20 protein-coding genes and 1 tRNA gene are annotated in these 25,755 nt (G+C 46.8%); 12 read left to right on the top strand and 9 right to left on the bottom strand.

Features of this window, described 5'->3' with window-relative positions; translation table 11 throughout:
• The first annotated feature begins 4 nt into the window (after window positions 1–4).
• On the top strand, window positions 5–2,260 hold the full coding sequence (locus tag DXB83_RS12325; RefSeq protein WP_117510222.1) for a DNA gyrase/topoisomerase IV subunit A: 2,256 nt from the start codon (window positions 5–7) through the stop codon (window positions 2,258–2,260).
• 125 nt (window positions 2,261–2,385) lie between these two features.
• Here DXB83_RS12325 and DXB83_RS12320 read toward each other — a convergent pair whose 3' ends face one another.
• Complete coding sequence (locus DXB83_RS12320; RefSeq protein ID WP_118697697.1) at window positions 2,386–3,786, bottom strand: citrate/2-methylcitrate synthase; 1,401 nt, start codon at window positions 3,784–3,786, stop codon at window positions 2,386–2,388.
• 311 nt (window positions 3,787–4,097) lie between these two features.
• Between DXB83_RS12320 and DXB83_RS12315 the strand changes: the two genes are divergently transcribed.
• Window positions 4,098–4,170: transfer RNA gene (locus tag DXB83_RS12315), tRNA-Thr, on the top strand.
• Window positions 4,171–4,362: 192 nt separating this feature from the next.
• Here the strand turns inward: DXB83_RS12315 and DXB83_RS12305 are convergent.
• Window positions 4,363–5,010, bottom strand: a complete 648-nt coding sequence (locus tag DXB83_RS12305; RefSeq protein WP_118697695.1) for an epoxyqueuosine reductase QueH — start codon at window positions 5,008–5,010, stop codon at window positions 4,363–4,365.
• 110 nt (window positions 5,011–5,120) lie between these two features.
• Between DXB83_RS12305 and DXB83_RS12300 the strand changes: the two genes are divergently transcribed.
• The 7 genes from DXB83_RS12300 (at window position 5,121) to asd (ending at window position 11,688) form a co-directional block, all read left to right on the top strand.
• Window positions 5,121–5,891: an ABC transporter ATP-binding protein gene (locus DXB83_RS12300; RefSeq protein ID WP_117510218.1), complete on the top strand. Its 771-nt coding sequence runs from the start codon at window positions 5,121–5,123 to the stop codon at window positions 5,889–5,891.
• Window positions 5,878–6,729, top strand: coding sequence for an ABC transporter permease (locus DXB83_RS12295; protein ID WP_243108925.1), 852 nt, complete (start codon window positions 5,878–5,880; stop codon window positions 6,727–6,729). Before DXB83_RS12300 ends, DXB83_RS12295 begins: the two co-directional genes overlap by 14 nt.
• On the top strand, window positions 6,626–7,042 hold the full coding sequence (locus DXB83_RS12290) for a hypothetical protein (protein ID WP_055217698.1): 417 nt from the start codon (window positions 6,626–6,628) through the stop codon (window positions 7,040–7,042). The genes DXB83_RS12295 and DXB83_RS12290 overlap by 104 nt, the downstream gene beginning before the upstream one ends.
• Window positions 7,039–7,977 carry a DNA/RNA non-specific endonuclease gene (locus tag DXB83_RS12285; protein ID WP_117510217.1) on the top strand — a complete coding sequence of 313 codons (939 nt, stop codon included), beginning with the start codon at window positions 7,039–7,041 and terminating at the stop codon, window positions 7,975–7,977. Before DXB83_RS12290 ends, DXB83_RS12285 begins: the two co-directional genes overlap by 4 nt.
• 71 nt (window positions 7,978–8,048) lie before the next feature.
• Entirely contained in the window at window positions 8,049–8,942 is an 894-nt protein-coding gene (locus tag DXB83_RS12280) for a recombinase family protein (protein ID WP_055228577.1), read from the top strand.
• 193 nt (window positions 8,943–9,135) lie between these two features.
• The gene (gene argH, locus DXB83_RS12275; protein WP_055228597.1) at window positions 9,136–10,515 is read left to right on the top strand and encodes an argininosuccinate lyase; all 1,380 of its coding nucleotides are present in this window, start codon (window positions 9,136–9,138) and stop codon (window positions 10,513–10,515) included.
• 87 nt (window positions 10,516–10,602) lie between these two features.
• Window positions 10,603–11,688, top strand: a complete 1,086-nt coding sequence (gene asd, locus DXB83_RS12270; protein ID WP_022463016.1) for an aspartate-semialdehyde dehydrogenase — start codon at window positions 10,603–10,605, stop codon at window positions 11,686–11,688.
• Window positions 11,689–11,754: 66 nt separating this feature from the next.
• Here asd and DXB83_RS17400 read toward each other — a convergent pair whose 3' ends face one another.
• The 7 genes from DXB83_RS17400 to DXB83_RS12235 form a co-directional block, all read right to left on the bottom strand.
• Window positions 11,755–11,847 (bottom strand): DUF6783 domain-containing protein, encoded by a 93-nt coding sequence (locus tag DXB83_RS17400; protein WP_369123061.1) that lies wholly within the window; start codon window positions 11,845–11,847, stop codon window positions 11,755–11,757.
• A 67-nt stretch (window positions 11,848–11,914) separates the two neighbouring features.
• On the bottom strand, window positions 11,915–12,925 hold the full coding sequence (locus DXB83_RS12265; protein ID WP_022463017.1) for a GGGtGRT protein: 1,011 nt from the start codon (window positions 12,923–12,925) through the stop codon (window positions 11,915–11,917).
• A 25-nt stretch (window positions 12,926–12,950) separates the two neighbouring features.
• Complete coding sequence (locus tag DXB83_RS12260) at window positions 12,951–13,643, bottom strand: iron-sulfur cluster assembly scaffold protein (RefSeq protein ID WP_022463018.1); 693 nt, start codon at window positions 13,641–13,643, stop codon at window positions 12,951–12,953.
• Window positions 13,644–13,867: 224 nt separating this feature from the next.
• Window positions 13,868–14,533 carry an acyltransferase gene (locus DXB83_RS12255; RefSeq protein WP_118697694.1) on the bottom strand — a complete coding sequence of 222 codons (666 nt, stop codon included), beginning with the start codon at window positions 14,531–14,533 and terminating at the stop codon, window positions 13,868–13,870.
• A 48-nt stretch (window positions 14,534–14,581) separates the two neighbouring features.
• Window positions 14,582–16,684 carry a DNA topoisomerase gene (locus tag DXB83_RS12250; RefSeq protein WP_118697693.1) on the bottom strand — a complete coding sequence of 701 codons (2,103 nt, stop codon included), beginning with the start codon at window positions 16,682–16,684 and terminating at the stop codon, window positions 14,582–14,584.
• Entirely contained in the window at window positions 16,681–17,439 is a 759-nt protein-coding gene (locus DXB83_RS12245) for a formate/nitrite transporter family protein (RefSeq protein ID WP_118697692.1), read from the bottom strand. Before DXB83_RS12245 ends, DXB83_RS12250 begins: the two co-directional genes overlap by 4 nt.
• Window positions 17,440–17,885: 446 nt before the next feature.
• The gene (locus tag DXB83_RS12235; RefSeq protein WP_118697691.1) at window positions 17,886–19,085 is read right to left on the bottom strand and encodes a helix-turn-helix domain-containing protein; all 1,200 of its coding nucleotides are present in this window, start codon (window positions 19,083–19,085) and stop codon (window positions 17,886–17,888) included.
• A gap of 220 nt (window positions 19,086–19,305) precedes the next feature.
• On the opposite strand from DXB83_RS12235, the gene DXB83_RS12230 reads away from it, so the two are divergent.
• The 3 genes from DXB83_RS12230 to DXB83_RS12220 all read left to right on the top strand — a co-directional run bounded on the left by DXB83_RS12230 (window position 19,306) and on the right by DXB83_RS12220 (window position 25,746).
• Complete coding sequence (locus DXB83_RS12230; RefSeq protein ID WP_118697690.1) at window positions 19,306–21,756, top strand: beta-galactosidase; 2,451 nt, start codon at window positions 19,306–19,308, stop codon at window positions 21,754–21,756.
• A gap of 92 nt (window positions 21,757–21,848) precedes the next feature.
• A complete protein-coding gene (locus DXB83_RS12225; protein WP_238032763.1) occupies window positions 21,849–23,282 on the top strand; it encodes an MFS transporter in 1,434 nt (477 codons plus the stop codon).
• Window positions 23,283–23,397: 115 nt separating this feature from the next.
• Complete coding sequence (locus DXB83_RS12220; protein ID WP_118697689.1) at window positions 23,398–25,746, top strand: GH36-type glycosyl hydrolase domain-containing protein; 2,349 nt, start codon at window positions 23,398–23,400, stop codon at window positions 25,744–25,746.
• The last annotated feature ends 9 nt before the right edge of the window (window positions 25,747–25,755 follow it).

Here is a 25,755-nt window from a genome sequence, read left to right as displayed (position 1 = left end):
GAAGATGAAAGAAAAATCAGAAGATCAGATTATACGGACCGAATATTCTGAGGTCATGCAGAAATCTTATATTGATTATGCGATGAGCGTCATCATTTCCCGAGCGCTTCCGGACGTGCGGGACGGTTTAAAGCCGGTACAGCGCCGTACTCTGTATGACATGTATGAGCTCGGCATCCAGTACGACAAGCCGTTCCGAAAGTGCGCGCGTATCGTCGGCGATACGATGGGTAAATACCATCCGCACGGCGACAGTTCCATTTACGATGCTCTTGTCGTAATGGCACAGGATTTCAAAAAAGGGCAGCCGCTTGTGGACGGTCACGGAAACTTCGGGTCGATTGAGGGTGACGGTGCCGCTGCAATGCGATATACCGAGGCGAGACTGCAGAAAATTACACAGGAGGTCTATTTAAAGGATCTCGACAAAGACGTTGTCGATTTCGTACCGAACTTCGACGAGACGGAAAAAGAGCCGTCTGTTCTGCCGGTGCGCGTGCCGAACCTTCTGTTGAATGGCGCAGACGGTATCGCTGTCGGTATGGCAACAAGCATTCCGCCGCACAACCTGTGTGAGATTGTGGATGCGGTCAAGGCCTACATGAAAAACAACGACATCACCGTCAAAGGTCTGATGAAATACATCAAAGGACCGGATTTCCCGACCGGCGGTATTGTCGTCAATCAGGATGACCTGCTGTCGATCTACGAAAAAGGTGTCGGAAAGATTAAAATCCGCGGAAAAGTGGAAGTGGAGAAAGGCAGAAACGGAAAGCAGTATCTTGTGATCACCGAAATTCCGTACCCGATGATCGGTGCGAACATCGGAAAGTTCCTGAACGATGTGGCGGGGCTTGTGGAGAGCAAGAAAGCGCCGGAAATCGTCGACATTTCCAACCAGTCCTCGAAAGAAGGAACACGCATCGTGCTCGAACTGAAAAAAGGCGCGGATGTGGAGCGGATCACGAATCTGCTGTACAAGAAAACACGTCTGGAAGATACGTTCGGTGTCAACATGCTCGCCGTGGCAGATGGAAGACCGGAGACGTTAAGCCTTAAACAGGTGATCGAGCATCACGTTGATTTCCAGTTTGAAGTGGCAACCCGCAAATACCAGAACCTTCTCCGCAAAGAGATGGAGCGCCGCGAGGTGCAGGAAGGTCTGATCAAGGCATGCGATGTGATCGATCTGATCATTGAGATCCTGCGCGGAAGCAAGACACAGAAGCAGGTCAAAGAGTGTCTGATTATGGGAGTGACCGATGGTATCCGCTTCAAATCAAAGTCAAGTGAGCGTATGGCAGCACAGCTCTGCTTTACGGAACGCCAGGCAACGGCGATTCTGGAGATGCGTCTGCAGAAACTGATCGGACTGGAAGTGGAAGCACTCTTAAAAGATCATGAGGCGACTGTGGCGAAGATTACAAAGTACGAGGATATCTTAAATCATTACGACTCGATGTCGGAAGTTATTATGGAAGACCTGACGCAGATAAAAAAAGAGTACGGCCACAAGCGGAAAACGGCGATTGAGAATGCTGAGGCGATTGTTCTTGAGGAGCCGAAGGTCGAGGAGATGGATGTTGTCTTCCTGATGGACCGCTTCGGTTATGCGAAGACGATCGATACGTCTGCTTACGAGCGGAACAAAGAGGCTGTGCACAACGAGAACAAATATGTGTTCCAGTGCAAAAACACCGATAAGATCTGCGTCTTTACGGATCTTGGAATGATGCACAGCATCAAAGTAATGGACATCCCGTATGGAAGATTCCGTGACAAGGGAACGCCGATCGACAACCTTGGAAATTACAGCAGCCAGAAGGAGCAGATGATTTACGTCGATGCACTGGAACATATCAAGAACAATAAGCTGCTGTTCGTCAGCGCGGCCGGTATGGTAAAGCTTGTCGATGGATCCGAGTTTGATGTCGTAAAACGAACGATCGCGGCGACGAAGCTTTCATCCGAGGAGGACCGTCTGATTCTTGCCGAGGTCTGCCAGGAGCAGGAGTATGTGGTTCTGCAGACGAAAAACGGTGTCTTCCTGCGCTTCCTTACGAGTGAAGTGCCGGAGAAGAAAAAAGCAGCCGTTGGTGTGCGTGGTATCCGTATGGCAGAGGACGACGCGGTAGAGCATGCGTATCTGCTGGCAAGCCGGATGGATTACACGATCACGTATCACGACAAAGAGATTTCTCTGACAGCGAAGATTAAGCTGGCAAAACGAGACACCAAGGGAACAAAGATCCGGGTATAACGCAGAGTTTTGTTTATAACCATGAGAAGCACGCTCCGCGGGTTTTTAGAGAGATCACTTGGCAATAAAAGGACACCTGCCCGATACCAGAACGGTACGGGCAGGTGTCCTTTTTGCATAATTTTTTAGTTATTTGAAAAACTGTGGGAAGTCTTTCTTGGGGTTCTTCTTTCAATGGCAACGTACGGACGATGATGACCGACATATTTATAAGCCGGACGGATGATCTTTCCTTCGTTGACAAGCTCTTCGATCCGGTGTGCGGACCAGCCGGAGATACGGGAGATAGCAAAGATCGGGGTGTAGAGCTCTTTTGGAAGGCCAAGCATTGCGTAGACGAAACCGCTGTAGAAATCAACATTTGCACAGACTGGTTTGAGCAGACGGCGCTTTTTGGCGATACACTCGCCGGCAATGCGTTCTACAGACTCATAGAGAGCAAATTCTTTCTCGCGGTGCTTCTCAGCGGAAAGCTTCTTTGCATATTCTTTCAGAATCACACAACGTGGATCGGACAGGGTATAAACAGCATGGCCCATACCATAGACAAGACCAGTTCCATCGAATGCTTCACGATCAAGTATTTTGGTCAGGTAGGTGCGCAGTTCGTTTTCGTCTTCCCAGTTTATAACATTCTCTTCAATATTTTCAAACATCTCCATAACCTTCAAGTTGGCACCGCCGTGGCGCGGTCCTTTTAAGGAACTTAAAGAAGCCGCAACAGCAGAGTAGGTATCGGTTCCGGAGGAGGAGACAACGTGTGTCGTAAATGTTGAGTTATTTCCGCCGCCGTGGTCTGCGTGAAGAATTAACGCAACATCGAGAACCTTTGCCTCCAGAGCAGTGTAATCTCCATCCGGGTGAAGCATCTGCAGAATGTTTTCAGCCATCGACAGCTCCGGTTTCGGATTTCGGATGATCAGGTTCTGGTTTTCGTGGTAGTGGCGGTATGCATGGTAGCCGTAAACGGCGATCAGCGGCATTTTGGCGATCAGACTCAAAGCCTGGCGGAGGACGTTCGGAATGGAAATGTCATCTGGCTTTTCGTCGTAGGAATACAGGGTCAGCACACAGCGCTGCAGAGTATTCATCATGTTTTTGCTGGTTGCCTTCATGACAACGTCGCGGACAAAAGTGTCCGGCAGCTCGCGGTAGATACTTAAAATTTCGTTGAAATCATTTAACTGCGGTTCTGTCGGAAGAGAACCGAACAGAAGAAGATAGGTAATCTCTTCAAAACCGAAGCGTCGTCCTTCCATACCTTTGATCAGATCTGCGACGTTATAGCCCTGAAAATAGAGACGGCCATCGGTCGGAACTTTTTCGCCGGTGCGCTCATCAATATCGAAGCCGATAACATCGGAAATTTCGGTCAGGCCGGTGAGAACACCTTTACCAGTGGAATCACGCAGTCCCCGTTTTACATCGTACTCAGTGTATAAAGATAAATCAATCTTTCCGGAATCTTTCGTATACTCTACAAGCTGACTGAGCTTGTCTTCCAGATTATCGTATTGCATGGTCATGACAACAGCCCCTTTCTTCCTTTAGTTAAAAACTATACTTACTTTTTTGGCGGTTGTCAATGCTTTTCTTTCAAAATACATTAATTTTTATAAGGAAAAGGGATGGTTTTCCTTAATTTTTGAAAGTAAGGACAAAGTTTATGCATAAAATTTGCGTCAGGGAGGTGAAAACAACAGGGATGGAAACGGCGGGAAATCAGTGGGGCGGAACAAATTTTAGAAAAAGATTCATAAATTTCAAAAAAATGCTTGCAATTTCAAAAAAATACGGTATAATAATGATTGTGTCATTCAGGAAATAAATTTCACAGGCCGAAATAGCTCAGCCGGTAGAGCACTTCACTCGTAATGAAGGGGTCGTCAGTTCGAATCTGATTTTCGGCTTATTCTTTAGAAACCCGCAGGACGTAAGGTTCTGTGGGTTTTCTGGTATCATGAGAAATATGACAGAAATACGAACGCCCTTTGCAGGAAAAAGATCTGCTGCAAAGGGCGTTTGCTGTTACAAGTTTCAGGAAAATCAGTTCGTACAGCATATCCTGACGGAGCTTTTGGCCGGGCACTTCAAAGAGCACATCAGCTGTTGCCATTTTCCTGTGCTGCCACCCGTGCGTCGCGTTCCCGGCGGGAAAAGACGCAGCCGCAGTAGTCCTGGCGGTAGAGGCCGTATTCATGGGAAAGTTCGATGGAACGCTGGTAGCCGCCCCGTTTCTTGAAATCTGAATTGAGATATGGGATCCCGTATTCGGCGGCAAGCCGTTCTCCGATTTCATTCAGCTTTTCCGCGTTTTTCAGCGGGCTGATGGAGAGGGTTGTTGTAAAATAGTCGAGTTTGAGCTGCTTTGCCATTTCGGCCGCTTCGCGGAGCCGCATTTCATAGCAGACAAAACAGCGCTCGCCGCCCTCCGGCACATTTTCCATCCCGCGTGTCAGCTCATAGAACCGGTCAGAATCGTACGGGCCGGGGCAGAAGGAAATCGGATGCACGGCGGGAAGAGAATGGATCAGACGCTGCTGTTCCTCCACGCGGTGCTCGTACTCCGTCGGCGGATAGATGTTGGGATTATAGTAAAAGAGCGTAATGGAAAAATACTGCGACAGATATTCCAGCACGTAACTGCTGCACGGCGCACAGCAGCTGTGCAGCAGCAAGGTCGGAACTTCACCGTGAAGTCCTGCAATCTTCGCATCCAGCTCCTTCTGGTAATTTCTTTTATTGGCCATAATGTATCTTCAAACCTCCTGGTATCTTTCAATCCTTTCTATTATAGCCTCAGCGCGGCTGGGATGCAAGCTGCATATGATATCTTATAGATAGAGGAGGATGCAAAAAAATGGATGATCAAATCCTGTCATTAGAGCATATATCACTGTCCTATCACACCATGAAAGGAGAAACACCGGCGCTGTGCGATCTGACCTTTTCGGTAAAAACGGGGGAATTTGTTGCTCTTGTCGGACCGAGCGGCTGCGGAAAGAGCACGATCCTGAACTTGATTTCCGGTCTTTTAAAGCCGGAGGCGGGAACTCTGCTGAGCCGCGGACGGCCGATCACGGAGGCGGATCTCCATATCGGCTACATGCTGCAGAGAGACCACCTGTTTGAATGGCGGACCATCTACAGCAACGTTCTGCTGGGCCTTGAGATTTCGCGCACGCTGACACCCGAGCGGAAAGAAAAAGTCGGGGAGATGATGGAGACATACGGCCTGAAATCCTTTTCCAATGCCCGTCCGTCCGAACTTTCCGGCGGTATGCGGCAGAGGGCGGCACTGATCCGTACACTGGCGATGGAGCCGGATCTTCTGCTGCTTGACGAGCCGTTCTCCGCTCTCGACTACCAGACGAGGCTGAACGTCTGTGATGATATCGGAAAGATCATCAAAAAAGAGGGAAAGACAGCAATTCTCGTGACACACGATATTTCGGAGGCCATCAGCATGGCGGACCGTGTGATTGTTCTGGCGGCACGGCCGGCATATGTGAAAAAAAAGATTCCGATCCGGTTTGCGATGGAGGAGCGCACGCCGATGAAAGCGCGCAGTGCGCCGGAATTTAAAACGTATTTCAATGCCATCTGGAAGGAGCTGAATGAAAATGCGTGAGCAGGCAAAAACGCCGGAGAGCAGCTTTCAGAGGGCGTATCTCCGGCAGAAAAAAAGAGAACGGGAGCAGGTGCGGGTGTTTCGGGCTTTGCTTCTCGTCAGTTTTCTGGTATTATGGGAGGTGGCGGCGGATCTGAGATGGATCGATCCGTTTATCTTTTCCAGCCCTGTGCGGGTGGGAAAAACGTTCGTGACCCTGCTGACGGAGCAGAACCTTCTGCGCCATATCGGGATCACGGTGTATGAGACGGGAATCAGCTTTCTGCTCGTCTCGGCACTTGGCATGGCGTTCGCTGTGCTTTTGTGGCTCTTTCCGCGCTTTTCTGCGGTGATGGAGCCGTACCTGGTAGTCCTGAACAGCCTGCCGAAATCGGCGCTCGCCCCGCTTCTCATTGTGTGGATGGGGGCAAACGTGAAAACGATCATCACGGCCGGCATTTCCGTTGCGATATTCGGCTCGGTGATCAGCATTTACAGCAGCTTTCAGAGTGTGGAGCCGGATATGCTCCGCCTGATTGCAACACTCGGCGGAACGAAGAAGGATATGCTGTTCCGCGTTGTGCTGCCGTGGTCGTTTCCGGGGCTGCTCGCCGTGTGGAAGGTCAACATCGGCCTGTGCCTCGTCGGTGTTGTAATCGGAGAGTTTATCGGGGCAAGAGAGGGGCTTGGCTATCTGATTATCTACGGCAGTCAGGTGTTCAGATATGCACACGCAAGAGAAGGGAGGATGACAGATGATTGGAATCGTATGTCTGGAAGAACGAAGAGGAATGCAGTTTGGCGGACGACGCGTTTCGCGGGACCGCGTGGTAACGGAAAAAATCTGCGAACTGTGTGAGGGGAAAACGCTCTGGATGAATCCGGCTTCGGAAAAGCTGTTCGCGGAGCAGAAGGAGAGTGGGAAGGTAACACTTCAGGCGGCGGCAGATTTTCTGGAGCAGGCAGGCGAAGGAGAATACTGCTTTGTGGAGAATACAGGACTGCAGGCTGTGGAAGCGAAGATAGAGAAAATCATCGTTTTCTGGTGGAACCGGCATTATCCGTCTGACCGGAAATTCGACCTGGATCTTTCCAAATGGAATAAAGTGTCTGAGGAGGAGTTTGCAGGCTATTCCCATGAGAAAATAACGAAAGAGGTATATGAGAAATGAAAAAACTAAGAAAACAGCTTCTGCTGCTGGCGGCGCTTCTTGCTCTGACACTGACCGGCTGTGAGGCGCAGGATCTTCTCTCGACGGAGAGAGCAGATTCCGGTTCGGAGGTTACGGCCGCTTATACGATGACGGAATCCCAGATTACCGATCAGGCACCGACGGCCGTTTCAGTTCTTGATGTTCCGGAGTTTTCCGGTGAACCGTATGTCGTTTTAAACGGAAATGAGCCGGATTTTACCGATGAGGAAAAGACGACCGAGTCGTACGAGCATTACAGCGATCTGGACAGCCTGGGACGGTGCGGCGTGGCAGAGGCGAATATTGGCCAGGATCTGATGCCGACGGAGAAGCGCGGCGCGATCGGCCAGGTAAAGCCGACGGGCTGGCATACGGTAAAATACGATCAGGTGGAAGGTAAATATCTGTACAACCGCTGCCATCTGATCGGATACCAGCTGACCGGTGAGAATGCAAACGAGAAGAATCTGATCACTGGAACACGTTATCTGAATGTCGAGGGCATGCTGCCGTTTGAAAACATGGTTGCCGACTACGTCAAAGAGACCGGAAACCATGTGCTGTACCGCGTTACACCAATTTTTACCGGGGACAACCTTGTAGCGGACGGTGTGGAGATGGAGGCACTTTCCATGGAAGATGACGGCGAGGGCATTTCCTTCCATATCTTCGCATACAACAATCAGCCGGGCATCTCAATTAATTATGCAACGGGAGACAGCACGTTAAGCGAAAGCAGCGGAACGATGACGGATCAGCAGGAATATGTCATGAACACATCCAGCATGAAATTCCACCTGCCGTCATGCTCCAGCGTCAGCTCGATTAAGGATGAAAACAAGGCGACATATCAGGGACCGCGCGAGGACCTGATCGCCGAAGGCTATGAGCCGTGCGGACGGTGCAATCCGTAAAAGAAATTACAAAAAGAGGGTCGGAACTTTCCGGTCCTTTTTTCTATATAGTAAAGAGAAGCATCTGGAAAGTGAGACAGGAGATGGAAGAGGAGAAGCTGCGTGCGGTTTATTATGCAAGGTGCAGCACCGAGGAGGAAAATCAGAAGGATGCGCTGGTAAGACAGGCGGCGGAGGCGGAAGAGGCAATCCGGGCAAGAGGATGGAGGCTTGTGGATGCCTACGTGGAGAGCCGCTCCGGTACGAGCCGGAAGGGCAGATGGGAATATAACCGCCTGTACGAGGATCTCGAGCAGAACCGGTTTGATGTCGTCGTAATCAAGTCGCAGGACCGCCTGATGCGGAACACGCGGGACTGGTATCTGTTCGCAGACCGCTTAAACTGCGCCGGAAAGCGGCTGTATTTTTATCTGGAGAACACATTCTATTCGCCGGAAGACGCGCTTCTGACCGGCATTAAGGCGATTCTGGCGGAGGAGTACAGCCGGGAGCTGAGCAAGAAGATGAATCTGGCGCACCAGAAACGGCAGCAGAATAATGGAAAGCCGGTGCTGACCTCAAAAAGTTATGGTTACCGGCGGACGGCAGACGGAGCGATTGAGATCATCCCGGAGGAGGCCGCAGTGAAGCGCCGTATGTACGAACTCTGTGCAGACGGTCTCGGCGGACGGAAAATTGCGGCGGTTCTGGCAGCGGAGGGCGTCCGCAGCCGCGCCGGAAAACCATTCTCTGGAACAGACATTATCCGCATGGTGCGGAATCCCATGAATAAAGGCACCGTAGTCATGAACAAGAAGCATTACGATTTTAACACCGGAAAAACGCTCCCTACACCGCCGGGCGGGCAGTACGTCTATGCGGGGAAAATTCCTGCTATCGTCTCTGAAGAGCTCTGGATAGCGGCAAATCGGGCGGCTGACGAGCGTCTCTGCCGCAAAAAGGTGGGCAAATCTGTTCAGACTTGACTGGGTAATCCTGTCCATCCTGATCCTCTGCCTCGTTGCGGCAGGATTGTACGGCATCTTGGGCTGGCTGGAAAAAAACTACACAAAACGCCGAAATTCGGGAAAGTAGGTGATTTGACTTGCAAAGGAAGGTTGGATGCTTGTATAATAATGCATGATAATTTAAAAAACTTACAGGAAAAGAGGAATGAAAATGGCACAGTTATGGGGCGGACGGTTCACAAAAGAGACCGACAAGTTAGTGTATAATTTTAATGCATCCATCAGCTTTGATCAGAAATTCTATAAACAGGACATCAAAGGCAGCATGGCACATGTAAAGATGCTGGCAAAACAGGGCATCCTGACAGAAGAGGAGAGAGACCAGATTCTTGCAGGACTGGAGGGGATTCTTGCCGATGTAGAGAGCGGAAAACTGGAAATCACCAGCGAATATGAGGATATCCACAGCTTCGTGGAGGCAAACCTGATCGACCGCATCGGAGACGCCGGAAAGAAGCTGCACACCGGAAGAAGCCGCAATGACCAGGTAGCCCTCGATATGAAACTTTATGTCCGCGATGAGATCACCGAGATTGATGCACTCGTCAAAGAGGTGCTGGTAACACTCGAAAAAATCATGGAAGAGAACATTCACACCTATATGCCGGGATTCACCCATCTGCAGAAAGCACAGCCGATCACACTGGCACATCACATGGGCGCATATTTTGAAATGTTCCGCCGCGACAGAGGCCGCCTTGCAGACATCTACAAGAGAATGAATTACTGTCCGCTCGGTTCCGGTGCGCTGGCTGGAACGACGTATCCGTTGGACCGCGCTTACACAGCAGAGCTGCTCGGCTTTGACGGCCCGACCTTAAACAGCATGGATTCCGTATCCGACCGTGACTATGTCATTGAGCTCCTCAGTGCTCTTTCTACGATTATGATGCATCTTTCCCGCTTCTCCGAGGAGATCATCATCTGGAATACCAATGAGTATCAGTTTGTGGACATCGACGACGCATACAGCACCGGAAGCAGTATCATGCCGCAGAAAAAGAATCCGGATATCGCAGAGCTTGTTCGAGGAAAAACAGGCCGCGTTTACGCAGCTCTGATGTCAATGCTCACCACTATGAAGGGAATCCCGCTGGCGTACAACAAAGATATGCAGGAGGATAAAGAGCTGACCTTCGATGCCATCGACACCGTAAAAGGATGCCTGGCTCTGTTCAATGGCATGCTTTCTACCATGCACTTCAAAAAAGACCGCATGGAGAACAGTGCAAAGAACGGTTTCACGAATGCAACGGACGCAGCTGATTACCTTGTTGGAAAAGGCGTTCCGTTCCGCGATGCACATGGCATTGTCGGCCGTCTCGTTCTGTACTGCATTGACAAAGGAATCTCCCTTGATGATATGAAACTCGAAGAGTACAAAGCGATCAGCCCGGTCTTCGAGGATGATATTTATGATGCCATCAGTATGAAGAACTGCGTAGAACGACGCAACACGATCGGCGCGCCGGGAGCAGATGCGATGCAGGCTGTCATCGAGCAGAATAAAAAATATTTACAGGAAAATTGAAAAAACAGTTGCAATTTTGAAAAAATTGGTATAGTATGACATGAGACGCACAAATGTACGCCACAGAAGAACAAGGAGATGAAACCAATGGAGCAGAAATTGAGAGTAGGAATTTTAGGAGCAACCGGTATGGTAGGACAGAGATTTATTTCTCTGCTGGAGAACCATCCGTGGTTTGAAGTTGTGACCCTGGCAGCAAGTCCGAGAAGTGCCGGAAAAACATATGAGGAAGCAGTCGGCGGACGCTGGAAAATGGATACTCCAATGCCGGAAGCAGTGAAAAAGCTCGTTGTGATGAATGTAAATGATGTAGAGCATGTGGCATCTACCGTAGATTTTGTATTTTCCGCTGTTGATATGTCGAAAGATGAGATCAAAGCGATTGAAGAAGCATATGCAAAGACCGAGACACCGGTTGTTTCCAACAACAGCGCACACCGCTGGACACCGGATGTTCCGATGGTAGTTCCGGAAATCAACCCGGAGCACTTCGATGTTATCGAGTTTCAGAAAAAACGTCTGGGAACCAAGAGAGGCTTTATCGCTGTAAAACCGAACTGCTCAATCCAGAGCTATGCACCGGTATTAACGGCATGGAAAGAGTTCGAGCCATATGAAGTGGTTGCAACCACATACCAGGCAATTTCCGGAGCAGGAAAAACCTTCAAAGACTGGCCGGAGATGGAAGGAAACATCATCCCGTTCATCGGCGGAGAAGAAGAGAAGAGCGAGCAGGAGCCGCTTCGTATCTGGGGTAAAATTGAAAACGGCGTGATCGTAAAAGCAACTGAGCCGAAGATCACCTGTCAGTGTATCCGTGTTCCGGTATTAAACGGACACACCGCAGCTGTTTTCGTAAAATTCCGCAAGAAACCGACGAAAGAGCAGCTGATCGAAAAACTGGAGAACTTCAAAGGCCTTCCGCAGGAGCTGAATCTGCCAAGCGCACCGAAACAGTTCATCCGTTACATGACAGAAGATAACCGTCCGCAGGTAACACTGGATGTCAACTACGAGAACGGTATGGGAATCAACGTAGGCCGTTTAAGAGAGGATTCCATCTACGACTGGAAATTCGTAGGTCTGTCCCACAACACGGTCCGCGGCGCAGCAGGCGGAGCAGTACTTTGTGCAGAGACACTGGTTGCAAAGAAGTTTATCGCTGCAAAATAATGCTTAGAATGATATAAAAAACGCCTCTGAAACGTTTTGGGTTCAGAGGCGTTTTTTGTGCATGGATCAAAAGAATATAGCATGTGTTTGAAACATCGTTCCTGCAATCTGCACGCCCAACTTTGCAGGATATCGAAAGCAGCAAAAAAGAAGCGCCATACGGGAAAATTCCCGCGGCGCTTCTTTTTTGCTCAAATAATTTTATTTACGCAAAGTTTGGCTAATCTTAGAATTTGCCAGCTTTTGCTGCCTCTTCAACAGCAACAGCTACAGCAACAGTCATACCAACCATTGGGTTGTTTCCTGCGCCGATCAGACCCATCATTTCTACGTGAGCCGGTACAGAAGAAGAACCTGCAAACTGAGCGTCAGAATGCATACGTCCCATAGTATCGGTCATACCGTAGGAAGCAGGACCTGCTGCCATGTTGTCCGGGTGAAGAGTACGTCCTGTACCACCGCCGGAAGCAACGGAGAAGTATTTTTTACCAGCTTCGATACGCTCTTTTTTGTAGGTACCTGCAACTGGATGCTGGAAACGAGTCGGGTTGGTGGAGTTTCCGGTGATGGAAACGTCAACGTTCTCTTTCCACATGATAGCAACGCCTTCACGAACGTCGTTAGCGCCGTAGCAGTTAACTTTCGCACGCGGTCCATCGGAGTATGCTTTTCTGAATACTTCTTTCAGTTCTCCGGTGTAGTAGTCATACTCAGTCTCTACATAAGTAAAGCCGTTGATACGAGCGATGATCTGAGCAGCGTCTTTTCCAAGACCGTTCAGGATAACACGCAGAGGTTTCTGACGTACTTTGTTTGCTTTTTCAGCGATACCGATAGCACCCTCAGCAGCTGCGAAGGACTCATGTCCAGCCAGGAATGCGAAGCACTCGGTGTCCTCTTCCAGAAGCATTTTACCAAGGTTACCATGGCCAAGACCAACTTTACGCTGATCTGCTACAGAACCCGGGATACAGAAGGACTGAAGTCCCTCACCGATTGCTGCAGCAGCTTCAGAAGCTTTGCGGCATCCTTTTTTGATTGCGATTGCTGCGCCTACAGTGTAAGCCCATTTTGCATTCTCGAAGCAGATTGGCTGAATGCCTTCGATCATTTTGTATACATCAAGGCCAGCAGCTTTTGTAACTTCTGCAGCTTCTTCGATGGAGTTGATTCCGTACTCAGCAAGCTTAGCCAGAATCTGTTTCTCTCTTCTTTCATATGATTCAAATAAAGCCATTTTCCTATCCTCCTAAATTATCTGATTACTCTTTTCTCGGGTCAACGATCTTAACAGCATCAGCAACACGTCCGTACTGTCCGCTTGCTTTTTCGAAAGCTGTGTTTGCATCATCGCCGGCTTTGATGAAGTCCATCATCTTTCCGAAGTTGATGAATTTGTAACCGATAATCTCATCATCTGCATCCAGAGCGATACCTGTTACATAACCGTCGGTCATCTCCAGATAACGAGGTCCTTTTGCAAGAGTTCCGTACATGGTACCAACCTGGGAACGAAGTCCTTTACCAAGGTCTTCCAGGCCTGCGCCTACAACCAGTCCGTCCTCGGAGAATGCACTCTGGCTTCTTCCGTAAACGATCTGCAGGAAGAGCTCTCTCATAGCAGTATTGATAGCATCACACACAAGGTCAGTATTCAGTGCCTCAAGGATGGTAAGTCCTGGCAGAATCTCAGATGCCATAGCTGCAGAATGAGTCATTCCTGAACATCCGATGGTCTCAACGAGAGCTTCCTGGATAACGCCCTCTTTTACGTTCAGAGTCAGCTTGCAGGTACCCTGCTGCGGTGCGCACCAGCCAATACCGTGAGTGAATCCGGAAATGTCTTTGATTTCTTTTGCTTTTACCCATTTTGCTTCCTCCGGAATCGGAGCTGCACCGTGATGCACGCCCTGGGCAACCGGACACATCATTTCTACTTCGTGTGAATAAGTCATTGTTAAACTCCTTTCAAATATGTACTTATTTGAGCTTTTGTCTTTCGAACGGACTGTTTCCAGCCTGTTCACAGACCTATGGTTATTGTCTCACAAAATTGGTCATTCGTCCAGCATATTTTGATAAAAAATTGCAAAGACCACCGGAAAACGATAAAATTTCCGGCGGTCTTTTAAATCAATCGGTTTGGTTTTCTCTCGATAAAAGAGAATTTTTTTAATTATCAGATTTTTTTGACAATTTCTTTCGCATTCTTAAAAATATGACCTGACGGGATCACACCGCGAATACAGGAGAGTGGATAAATGTTGGAATTTCTTCCGACAACCGTTCCCGGGTTCAATACGCTGTTACAGCCGACCTCGACTTCATCGCCGAGCATCGCACCGAATTTTTTCAGTCCGGTTTCGATCTGTTCATCTGCGCCTTTGACAACAACGAGCTTCTTATCGGATTTTACATTGGAAGTAATGGAACCGGCACCCATATGGGCTTTGTATCCAAGAACAGAGTCGCCGACATAGTTGTAATGCGGAACCTGTACTTTATTAAAGAGAATGACATTTTTCAGTTCGGTGGAGTTTCCAACGACAGCGCCTTCGCCGACGATGGCGTTTCCGCGGATAAAGGCACACTGACGGATCTCAGCGCCTTTTCCAATGATGCATGGGCCGTTAATGGAAGCGGTCGGTGCGATCACGGCATCTTTTGCGATCCAGACATTTTCACCGCGTTTTTCGTATTCTGCCGGATCGAGTGTTTCGCCGAGTTCAAGAATAAAATCTTTAATGAGCGGAAGCACTTCCCATGGATACGTTTTGCCTTCAAAGATTTTTGCGGCAATGGTCTGGGTTAAATCATAAAGTTCAGAAATGGTTGCATCTTTCATGCGTGATTCATCCTTTCTTGTTTTAGTTCCTGTTTATCTTACCACATTTCAGGAGTTCTGTGCGCCCTTTTTTCCGGCGGTGGAATAGGACTTTGCAGAGGAGTCTTCTGCAGCGGTACGTTTCCCGGTACGGGAGCGCGTGGAGGAGGCTTTTTTGTAATACGGCGCGGACGCATCAAAGCTGCTCTTTAGCTGGAACTGATTCCGCAGCTGCTTCACATTTACCGTGTGGCGTGTCACAAAGTTTTCCAGTTTTCCCATATATTCCTCGGAGGTAATGGAGCCTTCCGCTACATAGGTAAGTCCCTTTTCCCAGCTTGCTGTCAGCTCCGGATTCAGAAGCGGGCGGATCGACTGGTGTACGACGTCGTAGATCATTTCGCCAAGCTGTGTCGGGGTGATAACCTGTGTCTTTTTGTTCAGAGCAAGATATTTGATAAAGACAAGCTTTTTCAGAATCTCAGCACGCGTCGCACTCGTTCCGATGCCGCTTCCCTTAATCTGTTCGCGCAGCTCCTCGTCTTCAATGAGCTGTCCGGCATTTTCCATTGCAAGGATCATCGAACCGGAGGTGTAGCGTTTTGGCGGAGAGGTTTCTCCTTCCTTGATAGAAAGGCCGAGAAGATTCAGCTCGCTGCCTTTCTGCAGCTGGGACAGCGCTGCAAGAAAAGAGGGATCGCAAGTCGTCTCGTCCTCTTTTCTGCCCTCGTCGTCCTCCTCTTTCTTACGGAAGAAAGAATACTGCATGACTTTTAAATAGCCCTCCTGCACGAGAACACGGAAGTTGGAGAAAAACTGCTCGCCGCCGATTTCGGTGACAAGAGCAACTTTCTGATAGACCGCCGGCGGATAGAAGATACCGAGAAAACGGCGGACAATTGTCTCATAAACTTTTGCGGAGAGTTCCGAGAGGTTCCGCAGATTGTTAAGGCCCTGTCCGGTCGGAATGATCGCATAGTGATCGGTAATCTGTTTATCGTTTGTATAGCGGGTGGAACCAATCTTTTTCCAGCTTTCACCCTGCAAAATTTCATTTGCAAGGCCGCTGCAGATGCCGTACTGCTGCAGGCCGCGCAGGTTTTTGCTGATTTCCCTGGCAACGGCAGAAGAAAGCACACGGGCATCGGTTCGCGGATAGGTAACCAGCTTTTTCTCGTAAAGCTCCTGAACAACTTTCAGCGTTTCATCCGGACTGATTTTGAAAAAGCGGGCACAGTCATTTTGCAGCTCCGCAAGGTTGTAAAGCAGTGGTGCATTTTTATTTTCCTTTTTTCGCTCCATTTTCAGGACATGCGGGATCAGAGGATTCTGCATGCTTAATTCCTCGATCAGTTTCTGTGCGTCCTCTTTTTTCTGGAAGCCGTTCTCCTTATAGAGAAGCGGAGAGTTGAAGTAGCGGCTGCCTTTTACGGCGCGCCATTCCCCCTCAAAATTGCGTCCATTTAAGGAAAGACCGGCGATGACACGGTAGAATGGTGTTTTCACAAAGCTGCGGATTTCGCGCTCCCGGCGTACGACCATGCCGAGCACACATGTCATAACACGGCCGACGGAAATAGACTGATATTTAGTGCCGAGATACGATGCGACAGCGCTTCCGTATTTGAGCGAGAGGAGACGGGAAAAGTTAATGCCCATCAGGTAATCTTCTTTGGCGCGGAGATAAGCGGATGCCGAAAGATTGTCGTATTCACTTTCGTCCTTCGCTTCGCGGATACCGCGCAGGATTTCTTCTTCTGTCTGCGAGTCGATCCAGACACGCTTTTGTTTCTTGTCTTTGATACCGGCCATCTGTGCGACGAGGCGGTAGATATATTCTCCCTCGCGCCCGGAGTCGGTACAGACATAAATGGTTTCAATATCCTCCCGGTGGAGCAGGTTACTCACAATGGTGAACTGCTTTTTTACTTCCGGGATAATTTCATATTTGAAGTTTTCAGGCAAAAAAGGCAGGGTCTCGAGACTCCACCTTTTTAACGCAGGATCATATTTTTCCGGATAGCTCATCGTAACCAGGTGACCGACGCACCAGGTTACGACGGACTGATCCGACTCTAAGTATCCATCCCTGCGCTGCATATTCTGTTTTAACGCTTTTGCGAACTCCTGAGCAACGCTCGGTTTTTCCGCAATGTATAAAGATTTTGTCATTTATCTGCACTCATCATTCGAAGCGGCCAGGCAAGGAGCACACCGCCTCCTATTGCGTTTCCTATAGTTACAATGACCATACTTTTCAATGCGGCAGTCAGAGAAATGCCGCCTGGGACCAGAAGTGCAGCGGTAACAAAGGTGGCCATATTGGCAACGCAGTGTTCAAAACCGGCAACAACGAATCCGGCGATGCAAAGTATAATCATGAAAAATTTGGCAACTTCATTTTTGCATTTCATGCCGCAGGCAACGGCAAGGCAGACGAAGAAGTTGCAGAGAATGGCACGGAAAAACATTTCTCCGGCAGGAATGGAAAGTTTATTTCCAATAAATCCTGCGTAATAATCGGCAGTACCGGAAGCACCTGCCAGTACGAAAATTACGGAGAGAATCAGGCATCCGACAAAGTTTCCGATGTAGCTTACCAGCCATACTTTTCCAACCTGTGCCCAGGAGACTTTTTTGTCATAGGCCCCAAATGCCATAACAAGATTGTTTCCGGTGAAAAGCTCTGCACCGATAAAAACGATCAGCAGAACCGCAATGGCAAACACAATACCGCCAAGCAGTTTTCCCCAGGCAGGATCTGTACTCTGGAACGTATTGCCTACCACGTTGGAGAAAATCATGGCAACCACGATAAAGAAACCGGCCATGACTGCACGGAGAAAGTATTTCCCCGGGTGTTCTTTCAGCAGCCTTGCTTTGTTTACGGCTGCCTCTGAAAATTTTTGTACGTCATCATAAGGCATAGAATAACTCCTTTCTTATGTCCCGTAGGATGGACATATCCCCTCTCTTTTTGTCCGGGGGATGGTCTTTTTTTCCGAAGCAGCTTGCAAATGCTTCGGATTTCGCGCTTTCAACTTTGGCTATTATAGCATTTCCCGGAAAGATTCGCAATGAAGGAGGAAGAAAAAAGTATATTTCCACAGAAATGTCAGAAAATAAGGGGTAAAACGACAGATTGTATGATGAACTCAGAGGGATTGAAACAAGGATTGAAAGCTTTTTTTATGTTCTGTTTTACAAAGATCTCGGACACAGTGAAATTGTAAACCATGATGATCCGGCGTTTGTGAAACTGGTTTATCATCTGCACTGATGTTCATTCTTAGCAAAAACCTCATCTGCTGTTTTCATACAAAAGATAAAACGGCAGGTGAGGTTTTTGTAATGGGCCTCTGGAAAGGATAAACTAAAGCCGTATAGTATCCATTACACCGGATTTTTTCCGGTATTCTAAAGGAGTCATATGATACTGTTTTTTGAATAAACTCTGAAAATGAGGCTGGCTGGAAAAGCAGAGATAACTGCTGATTTCAGCCAGACTTTTTGTACTGTAGGTTAAAAGCATTTTAGCTTCTTCTAATTTACATCTTGTAATGAAAGCACCTATGGTAAAGCCGAGCTCAGTTTTGAATTTTTTCATCGTGTAGGAAGTACTTTTCTGAATGGAATCCGAGACATCATTCACAGAGATGGATTCGTTTGTATGTGTACGGATAAAATTCATACAGGTATAAACTTCTCTTGAGATTCCAGCAGGGATTTTGGTTTCACCTGCCTGCTGACAAAAATCCAGAATCATGGAGTATTGCAGTGCCTGGATTTTTTCCAGTGACTGCAGTGCCTCGCATTCCTGAATATAAAGATCCAGAAGCTGATATGTTTTTTCAATATCTACTCCTCCCGGAATGGCGCCAAGAACAGCGGTTTTGATTGCTGTCACGATAAAAAGATTTTTGGCATGGCGAATCGGGGTTTTTGCAAGTCTGCCTTCTTCTAATTGTAATGTATTATTCTTCAAAAAATTCTGCAAAGCATTTACATTTCCGTTTTGAACAAACTGAAAAAGTTCGCATTCAAACTGGTAAGTGTTATGCATCTTTTTATTTTCCATATTTTCTGTAATGGATTTCAAATGCTGCTGGCTCTGCCGCAATTGCTGGGGTGCACGCTGTCCCAATAATTTCAACACACTGATTTCCTTGTGGTTCACACATTGATGCAGGAAAACAAGATGCTGACAAAATTGGATATGTGATAACCGGGGAATGGAGGCGAGAGCCTCAGCGATTACTTCCTTGTACTTCAGGGGCGTGGCAGAGTCATGCATATAACTGCGGACGAGCTCATCTGTCACAGGAACGGAAAAAACCGGGCCTAAGATGATATATTCACCAGTAGTTTCAATTTGGACAGAGCCATATACAATGTCGGGAGATGCAAAACGAAATTCGGGATTATAATCGGATGGATAAAGCGGATAAGGGCTCTCGGTTGAGATGTGGAGCTGTTCTGATAAAGCAGAGTAAATAGCTCCTGCTTCAGTAATTAGATTCGTAGGAATTCCTGTAACGGCATAGTAATTTTTACAAAAAGTAACATAATTCATATGATATTCTCCTGGTATCTGTGGGATGCAGTGGATCAAATTTTCGTTTGAAAGTTTCTGCAAAGCAATTCACGATTCCTTCACTTCCAAATTTAAAGTATAAAATGGAAAAAGAAAAATAACAATACGAAAACATATAATTTTGTATGTTTTTATGTAATATCTTTCCTTTCATTTTTGATAAAGTGCGATTAGAAAAAAGGAAAGGCGGATCATACGTATGAGACAACCAATTAAAATTAATAAAACGAATCCAAATAAAGGTGTTCTCGATTATTCTTATCTTTTGGATGCACCAGCTGGAAAACATGGATTTGTAACGACAAGGAATGGCCATTTTTATTTTGAAGATGGTGTAAGGGCAAAATTTCTTGGGTTTAATGTGGCTGCAAGATCAAATACCCCGGATCATGAAACCGCAGAGAAACTGGCGGAACGTTTTGCGAGCCTGGGCGTGAATGTGATTCGGCTCCATGCAGCAGATGCCCCAATCAGCGAAGAACCACGCAGCTGGTCCAGCTGTAAAGAAGCTCCACTTTTAGATTATGAAAAAGGAAACGGGAGAGAATTTCATCCGGAAGGTCTGGATCGATTTGACTATTTTGTCGCAAAATTGAAAGAGCGGGGTATTTACCTTCACATTGATCTTATCGTTGCAAGAGATTTTGTAGAAGGAGATGGACTGGACTACCCAGAAAATGCGGGAAGCTGCATCAAACGTTTTCCCATGTACAATAAACGGATGATAGAGCTGCAAAAAGAATATGCCAGAAAGATTCTCTGTCATGTGAATCCTTATACAGGTCTTGCACTGATTGACGATCCGGCGGTGATCACGGTTCAGATCAATAATGAAGATTCTGCGATTAAAGGAACGATGGAAACGGATCAGCGGGAAGAGATGCAGCCATATCGGGATGAGGTACAAAATCGTTTTAACAGCTTCCTCTTGATGAAATATGGAACAAGAGAGCGTCTGAAAGAAGCATGGACGTTTGAAGGAAAATGTGCGCTTGGCGAGGAAGAAGATCCGGAGAAAGGAACTGTGCAGGGAGCCGCAGGTAATTTCTATCAGCCGGAATGCGACCCTTTGGGAAAATGGGAAGAAAATGAAAGTCCGGCCCGCTATGCTGATTTTATGGAATTTGGCATTACGATGAATCGTAATTTTTATCAGGATATGAAAGATTATCTTCATTCCCTTGGAGTAAAAGTTCCGATCGTGACAAGCAATCTGGTTGCCGGTGCAGCGGATGTATATGGCCATACCGACGGGGATTTTATGGAAAATAACAGCTATTTTAATCACCCGCTGCTTCCGATCCAGGAGGCAAATACCTATCTGGTTGCAGGGCCGGCCGAATATGTGTCAACGAACCCGCTGACCATGCAGACAGGAGTTGGTTCTATGGCAACAACACTTTTAAATCTTGCTTCCGTTGCCATTGTAAAAGGAAAACCTTTCATGCTCAGTGAGTGGAACGAATATGGGGAACATCCTTTCCATTCGACAGCATATGTGCACACGGTTGCCTATGCATGCTTGAACGACTGGGACGGACTGATTTTATACAATTATCATACGTCGGAAAAGGCGGACGATCAGCCGGACGATGAAATCTGGAGTGTTTTTGATGTATATAATGATCCGGCGGTTATCTGCCAGTGGGGATTTATAGCATCTGTATTTCTCAAAGGGCTGGTATCGGCGGCTAAAAACCGTGTAGATGTCGTATATACACAGAACGATTTGAAAACACTGCCGAAAATGCACGCAATGCCAACTACTTTTTTACCTTACATCACATGTATGCGAAATGTATTCCTGGACGGAGGGGATACCTATCAGGGAGACGCGGCTGTTGCAGTGAACGCAGGATTTTTGAATGGGGCAGATCTCTCGGAGGCAGAACACGGTGTGTATTATGCATGGTCACCGTATCGTGACGCATGGCGGAAATATAAAGACCACAACAGGCTGAAACAGGCAGCGAAGAATGCAGAAGAGATACGAGAAGGCGTGTATCTGGGAGCACAGGCACTTGTCTTTGATGAAATTCAGAAAATCGCAGGCACAGGAGATTATCGTGAATTTGCTGCAATTCTTGACCGGGCAATGAAAGAATGGAAGATACTTTCGGAGGAATGTGGTCTGGTAGATGGAAAATTGATTTCTGATACAAAAGAGCTGGTGTTTGATCCGGCACATGCCCGGTTCGCAATTCATACACCGTATTGCGGATATTTCAGTGGAAGCCCAGCAGAAAGTCTGCAGCTGTCTGAAAAAATTGAGATCCAGTCAGAAAATGAGCGGATTACGCTGGCACTTCTTCCAGTGGGAAAGGAAAAACTGGAGCAGGCAGAGGAATTTGTGATCACTGCGATGGGAACAACGGGAATGGACAAGACAACGTATCAGGAAGGTGCACAGATGATGGGCTTTCCGTTTACTGCAGTACACTTTCATGGAAAATTATATGCCGAAACGCTGGAAGGAAGAATCTACGTAAAAGCTAAGGAGGCCGTTCTTACAGCATTAGATCCAACGGGAAATGAAATTGGAAGAATAGAAGGAAAAGAGACAGAAAAAGGAGTATGTTTTCTTCTGTCAGGCAATCTTCCAAGTGTTCAATATAATTTAAAAATAAAAAAAGAATGCCCAAATATATAATATTAAATTGCTATATGTAATAAAAGAAACAAAATACTTGATAGAATACAAGTATAAAACAGCGGCTGTAAAAAACGATGGGAGAAAAAGATATGGGAAAAAAGAAACAAAAAGTCCTCTATGATGCAGACGGGGCAAGAAGAGTTATGAGAAAAAGAGATTATATGGCTGATATGGGAGGTCAGTTAGCGATAGGCGTGATGGCCAATCTGGTTGGCCAGCTTACTTACTTTTATACAGATAAAGTCGGCATGGCGGTAGGCGGAGTCGGAATTGCGATGATGATCGCTAAGATTATAGATGCACTGACGGACGTTCTGGTGGGAAATATGATTGACCACTCCAAAGGTGGGAATAAGAAATATTACTCCTGGATGCTGAAAATGGCGATTCCTGCAGCAGTCATCATCATTATGATGTTTACGGTCCCGATTCAGGCAGGACAGACAGCGGCATTGATTTATGTACTGGTTACCAATCTTCTTTTAACAGCAGTTATTTATACTATGATTGCCACACCGTTTTCAGCGGTTATGATTGTGCGTACCCACAGCCAGAGTGAGCGAAGCAATATGGGGCTGTTCCGTGCAGTTGGAAACTACGGTGCCGGAACAATCATTGCTATTATCACAATTCCGGTAACCAATATGCTGGGTGGTACACAGAGTGCATGGATCAAATATGGTGTTGCGCTTGCACTTGGCGTTTTATTACTTTTCCTGATCTGCTACAACAATGGAAGAAAAGCAAAATTTGCTTCGGATTATGAAAGCGAATCGGAAAACGCATCAGAAACAGCACCGACAGAAACAGAAGAAGAGGAAGCAGTTCCATTTAAAGATGCTATAAAAATGTTATTGCAGAATAAATACTGGGTGATCGTTCTTCTGTTCAATTTGATTACCAATATTACCGCTGCAGTGGCAGCAGCCTCGGGTACATACTATGCAAAATGGATTTTTGGCAACGATAATCTTGTTGCAGTCATAGGAGCGGCAGGTATGCTGGCAACGGTAATCGGATTTGTGGTTTCCAAGCCGATCATTTCGAAGCTGGGTGTTACAAAAACAATTCAGCTTGGGTTAATGGGAGCTGCCATTCCATCCCTGATCCGCTGCTTTATTCCGGAAAACTTTATGGTTTATGCAGCAACCAGCCTTGTGGCGAGCTTTATCCAGATTCCACTGATGTGTCTGTACGGCGTATTAACAGCAATGACGGTAGATTATAACGAATGGAAATATGGAAAGAAATTAGTTGCAATGTCGGGCGGAGCCATAGGATTTGGAAGTAAAGTGGGAAGCGGCCTTGGATCTGTTATCTTATCCGCATTTCTTGCCATTGGCGGATATCAGGCATCGCTGGAAAGTGCAACTGCTTCCATGCGATATTCGATTTATGGATTTTCCAACTATCTTCCGCTGGTTGTAAACCTGGCTATGTTCCTGATTTTTACCAGATTTGACCTGGAAGAAAAATTACCAAAGATGCGGGAAGAAGTACTTGCGAGAAAAGAGAAAAAATAAACGGAGAAACTACAAGGTCGGTACAGGAAAGACTGTACCGACTTTGCAGTTGTCATTCAATTTACAGAAACTGCCAGTGGCAGGCTCTGTAGGTTAAAAATAAGGAGAATTGAAAATGAGCGATACATTATGCAATGAAAAAAAGAAATCTTATACATTTTCAGAAGATGGAAATTCCTGCATTATAACAGACACCAGAACACCAAGATACTGGTATAATTATCTGTGGAATGAAAATCATTACTGTGCGCAGATTTCCCAGACAGGACATGGGCGCAGCTATTACCTCAGTGAAAAAGCAGATATGTGTATGATGAATCAGGACGATGCAAGATATATCTATCTAAGAGACGAGAAAAGCAAAGAATGCTGGAATATCGGCGAAGGTCCATTAAATACGGAAGTAGAAAATTATCAGTGCGTACACAGCATTGGATCTTCCAGAATCCAGTCTTCTTATCAGAATATTGCAAGTTCCTGGCGGCTGTTTGTACCGGAAGAAGGATACCAGGAAGTGTGGACTTTGAAAATAAAAAATACAGGGGAAAGACAGCGCCATCTCAGCATATTTTCAGCAGTCAGCTTTTATCTGGAGGGCTTTTCTTATCCGCGATATTATGAAATGTATCGTTGTATGGAAACAGATTATGATGAAAAGTTAAAGGGTGTATATTGCAGATCCGCACATCCTTTCGCACCGCACAAAAGATACAACGCATTTCTGGCAGCATCAGAGCCGGCATACGCATATGATGGAAATCTGGAAGCATTTTGCGGGACAACCAGTACCATAACAAGGCTGGATGCATCAGCAAGCGCGCTTTTCCAGAGACCGGACATTGTCGTAAAGGGAAAAGACTGTACAAATTCCAAAGCGGCCCTTTTTATTCTGGGCGGTGTGCTGCAGCATAAAATTGTGCTACAGCCAGGAGAAGAAAAAGAATTACAGTTTGTATTTGGAATCAGTGAATCACTTGAAGAGGCAAGGGCGGTATCGGAAAAGTTTTCCAATTCTGCAGCTGTGGAAAAGGAACTTGAAAAAGCAGAAACGCATTATCTGGAAAAATATCGTTCGCTGACCGTGGAAACGCCGGATGAAAAAATCAATCACATGATGAATAACTGGGTGAAAAAACAGGTAGATTTTTGCATTGTCGGGAAAAAAGGAGTCCGCGATAATCTTCAGATTGCAGTTGGCCTGTTAAACTATCGGCAGGAAACAGCAAAAAAAGAGATTCTGGAATGTCTTCGCCATCAGTTTCGGGATGGTCATGGAGTTCTTACGTGGTATCCTTATGATGATACCCGGTATTCCGATCAGCCGTTCTGGATCATATGGGCTGTCTGCCAGCTGATAAAAGAAACGGGAGACTTTTCTATCCTGGATCTGGAGATTGAATGGCAGGATGGAGGGAAGGCGGCTGTTCTGGATCATGTGAAAGCGGCTGTGAATCGATTGCTGCAGGATAAAGGAAAGCATGGACTGGTGCGGATTTATTTTGCAGACTGGAATGATGCACTCAATGTTACAACGGATGAATATGCGGAATCCGTAATGCTTTCCCATCAGTTCTGCCTAGCACTGAAGGAATTAGAAGCATTACTGAAGAAAAAAGGCGATCAGGTATATGCCGGAAAAATAGCAGAGGAATATCGTATCTTACGAAACAGCATTAATGCATATGCATGGGATGGAGCGTGGTACATGCGGGCGTTAAGTGATGTGGAGAATATTGGTTCCAAAAACAGCGAAGGAAGCAAAATTTATCTGAACGCGCAGACATGGGCTGTTTTAGGAGATGTTGCAGATGCAGAGAAATTACCAAAGATATTAAAAGCAGTGGATTCCATGGAGCATGATTTTGGATTTCCGTTAAATCTTCCGCCGTATCAGAAGTATTCGCCCAATGTAGGGAGAATGTCCGGCATGCTGCCAGGATTGTTTGAAAATGGTGGCGTATACTGTCATGCTACAGGGTTTAAAATTCTGATGGACTGCAAGGTGGGGAGAGGAAGCAAAGCATTCGAAACACTGAAAAAAATTATGCCGGACAGTGATAAAAATCCATCCATGCAATCCGGAGCAGAACCATATGTTTTTACAAACTGTTATTCTACTAATCCCGGATATTATGGAAGATCCTACCAGTCCTGGACAACGGGAACTTCTGCGTGGTGCATGATGGGATTGTACGAAGGAATCCTCGGAATCAAACGGGATTACGATGGACTGCGGATCGATCCGTGTCTGCCGAAAGAATGGGAAAAGGCAGAAGTGACCAGACATTTTCGAGGTGCTGATTATCATGTAATCATCGAAAATCCAGATCATCTGGAAAAAGGAGTGCTTGAAATTAAGACAGATGGAGCAGTTTGCGATATGTCCGACAAAGCAGATGGGTTTGTGCTGCCTGATTTCAAGGATGGAAAAATGCATGAAGTCCATGTTATATTGCGTAAATAGACAAAAGAG

This window comes from Blautia sp. OM06-15AC (genome assembly GCF_003481425.1).
In the GTDB taxonomy this organism is placed as follows: Bacteria; Bacillota; Clostridia; order Lachnospirales; family Lachnospiraceae; genus Fusicatenibacter; species Fusicatenibacter saccharivorans.
Note: the sequence above shows the minus strand (reverse complement) of the source record. Positions and strands in the feature narration are given on the sequence as shown.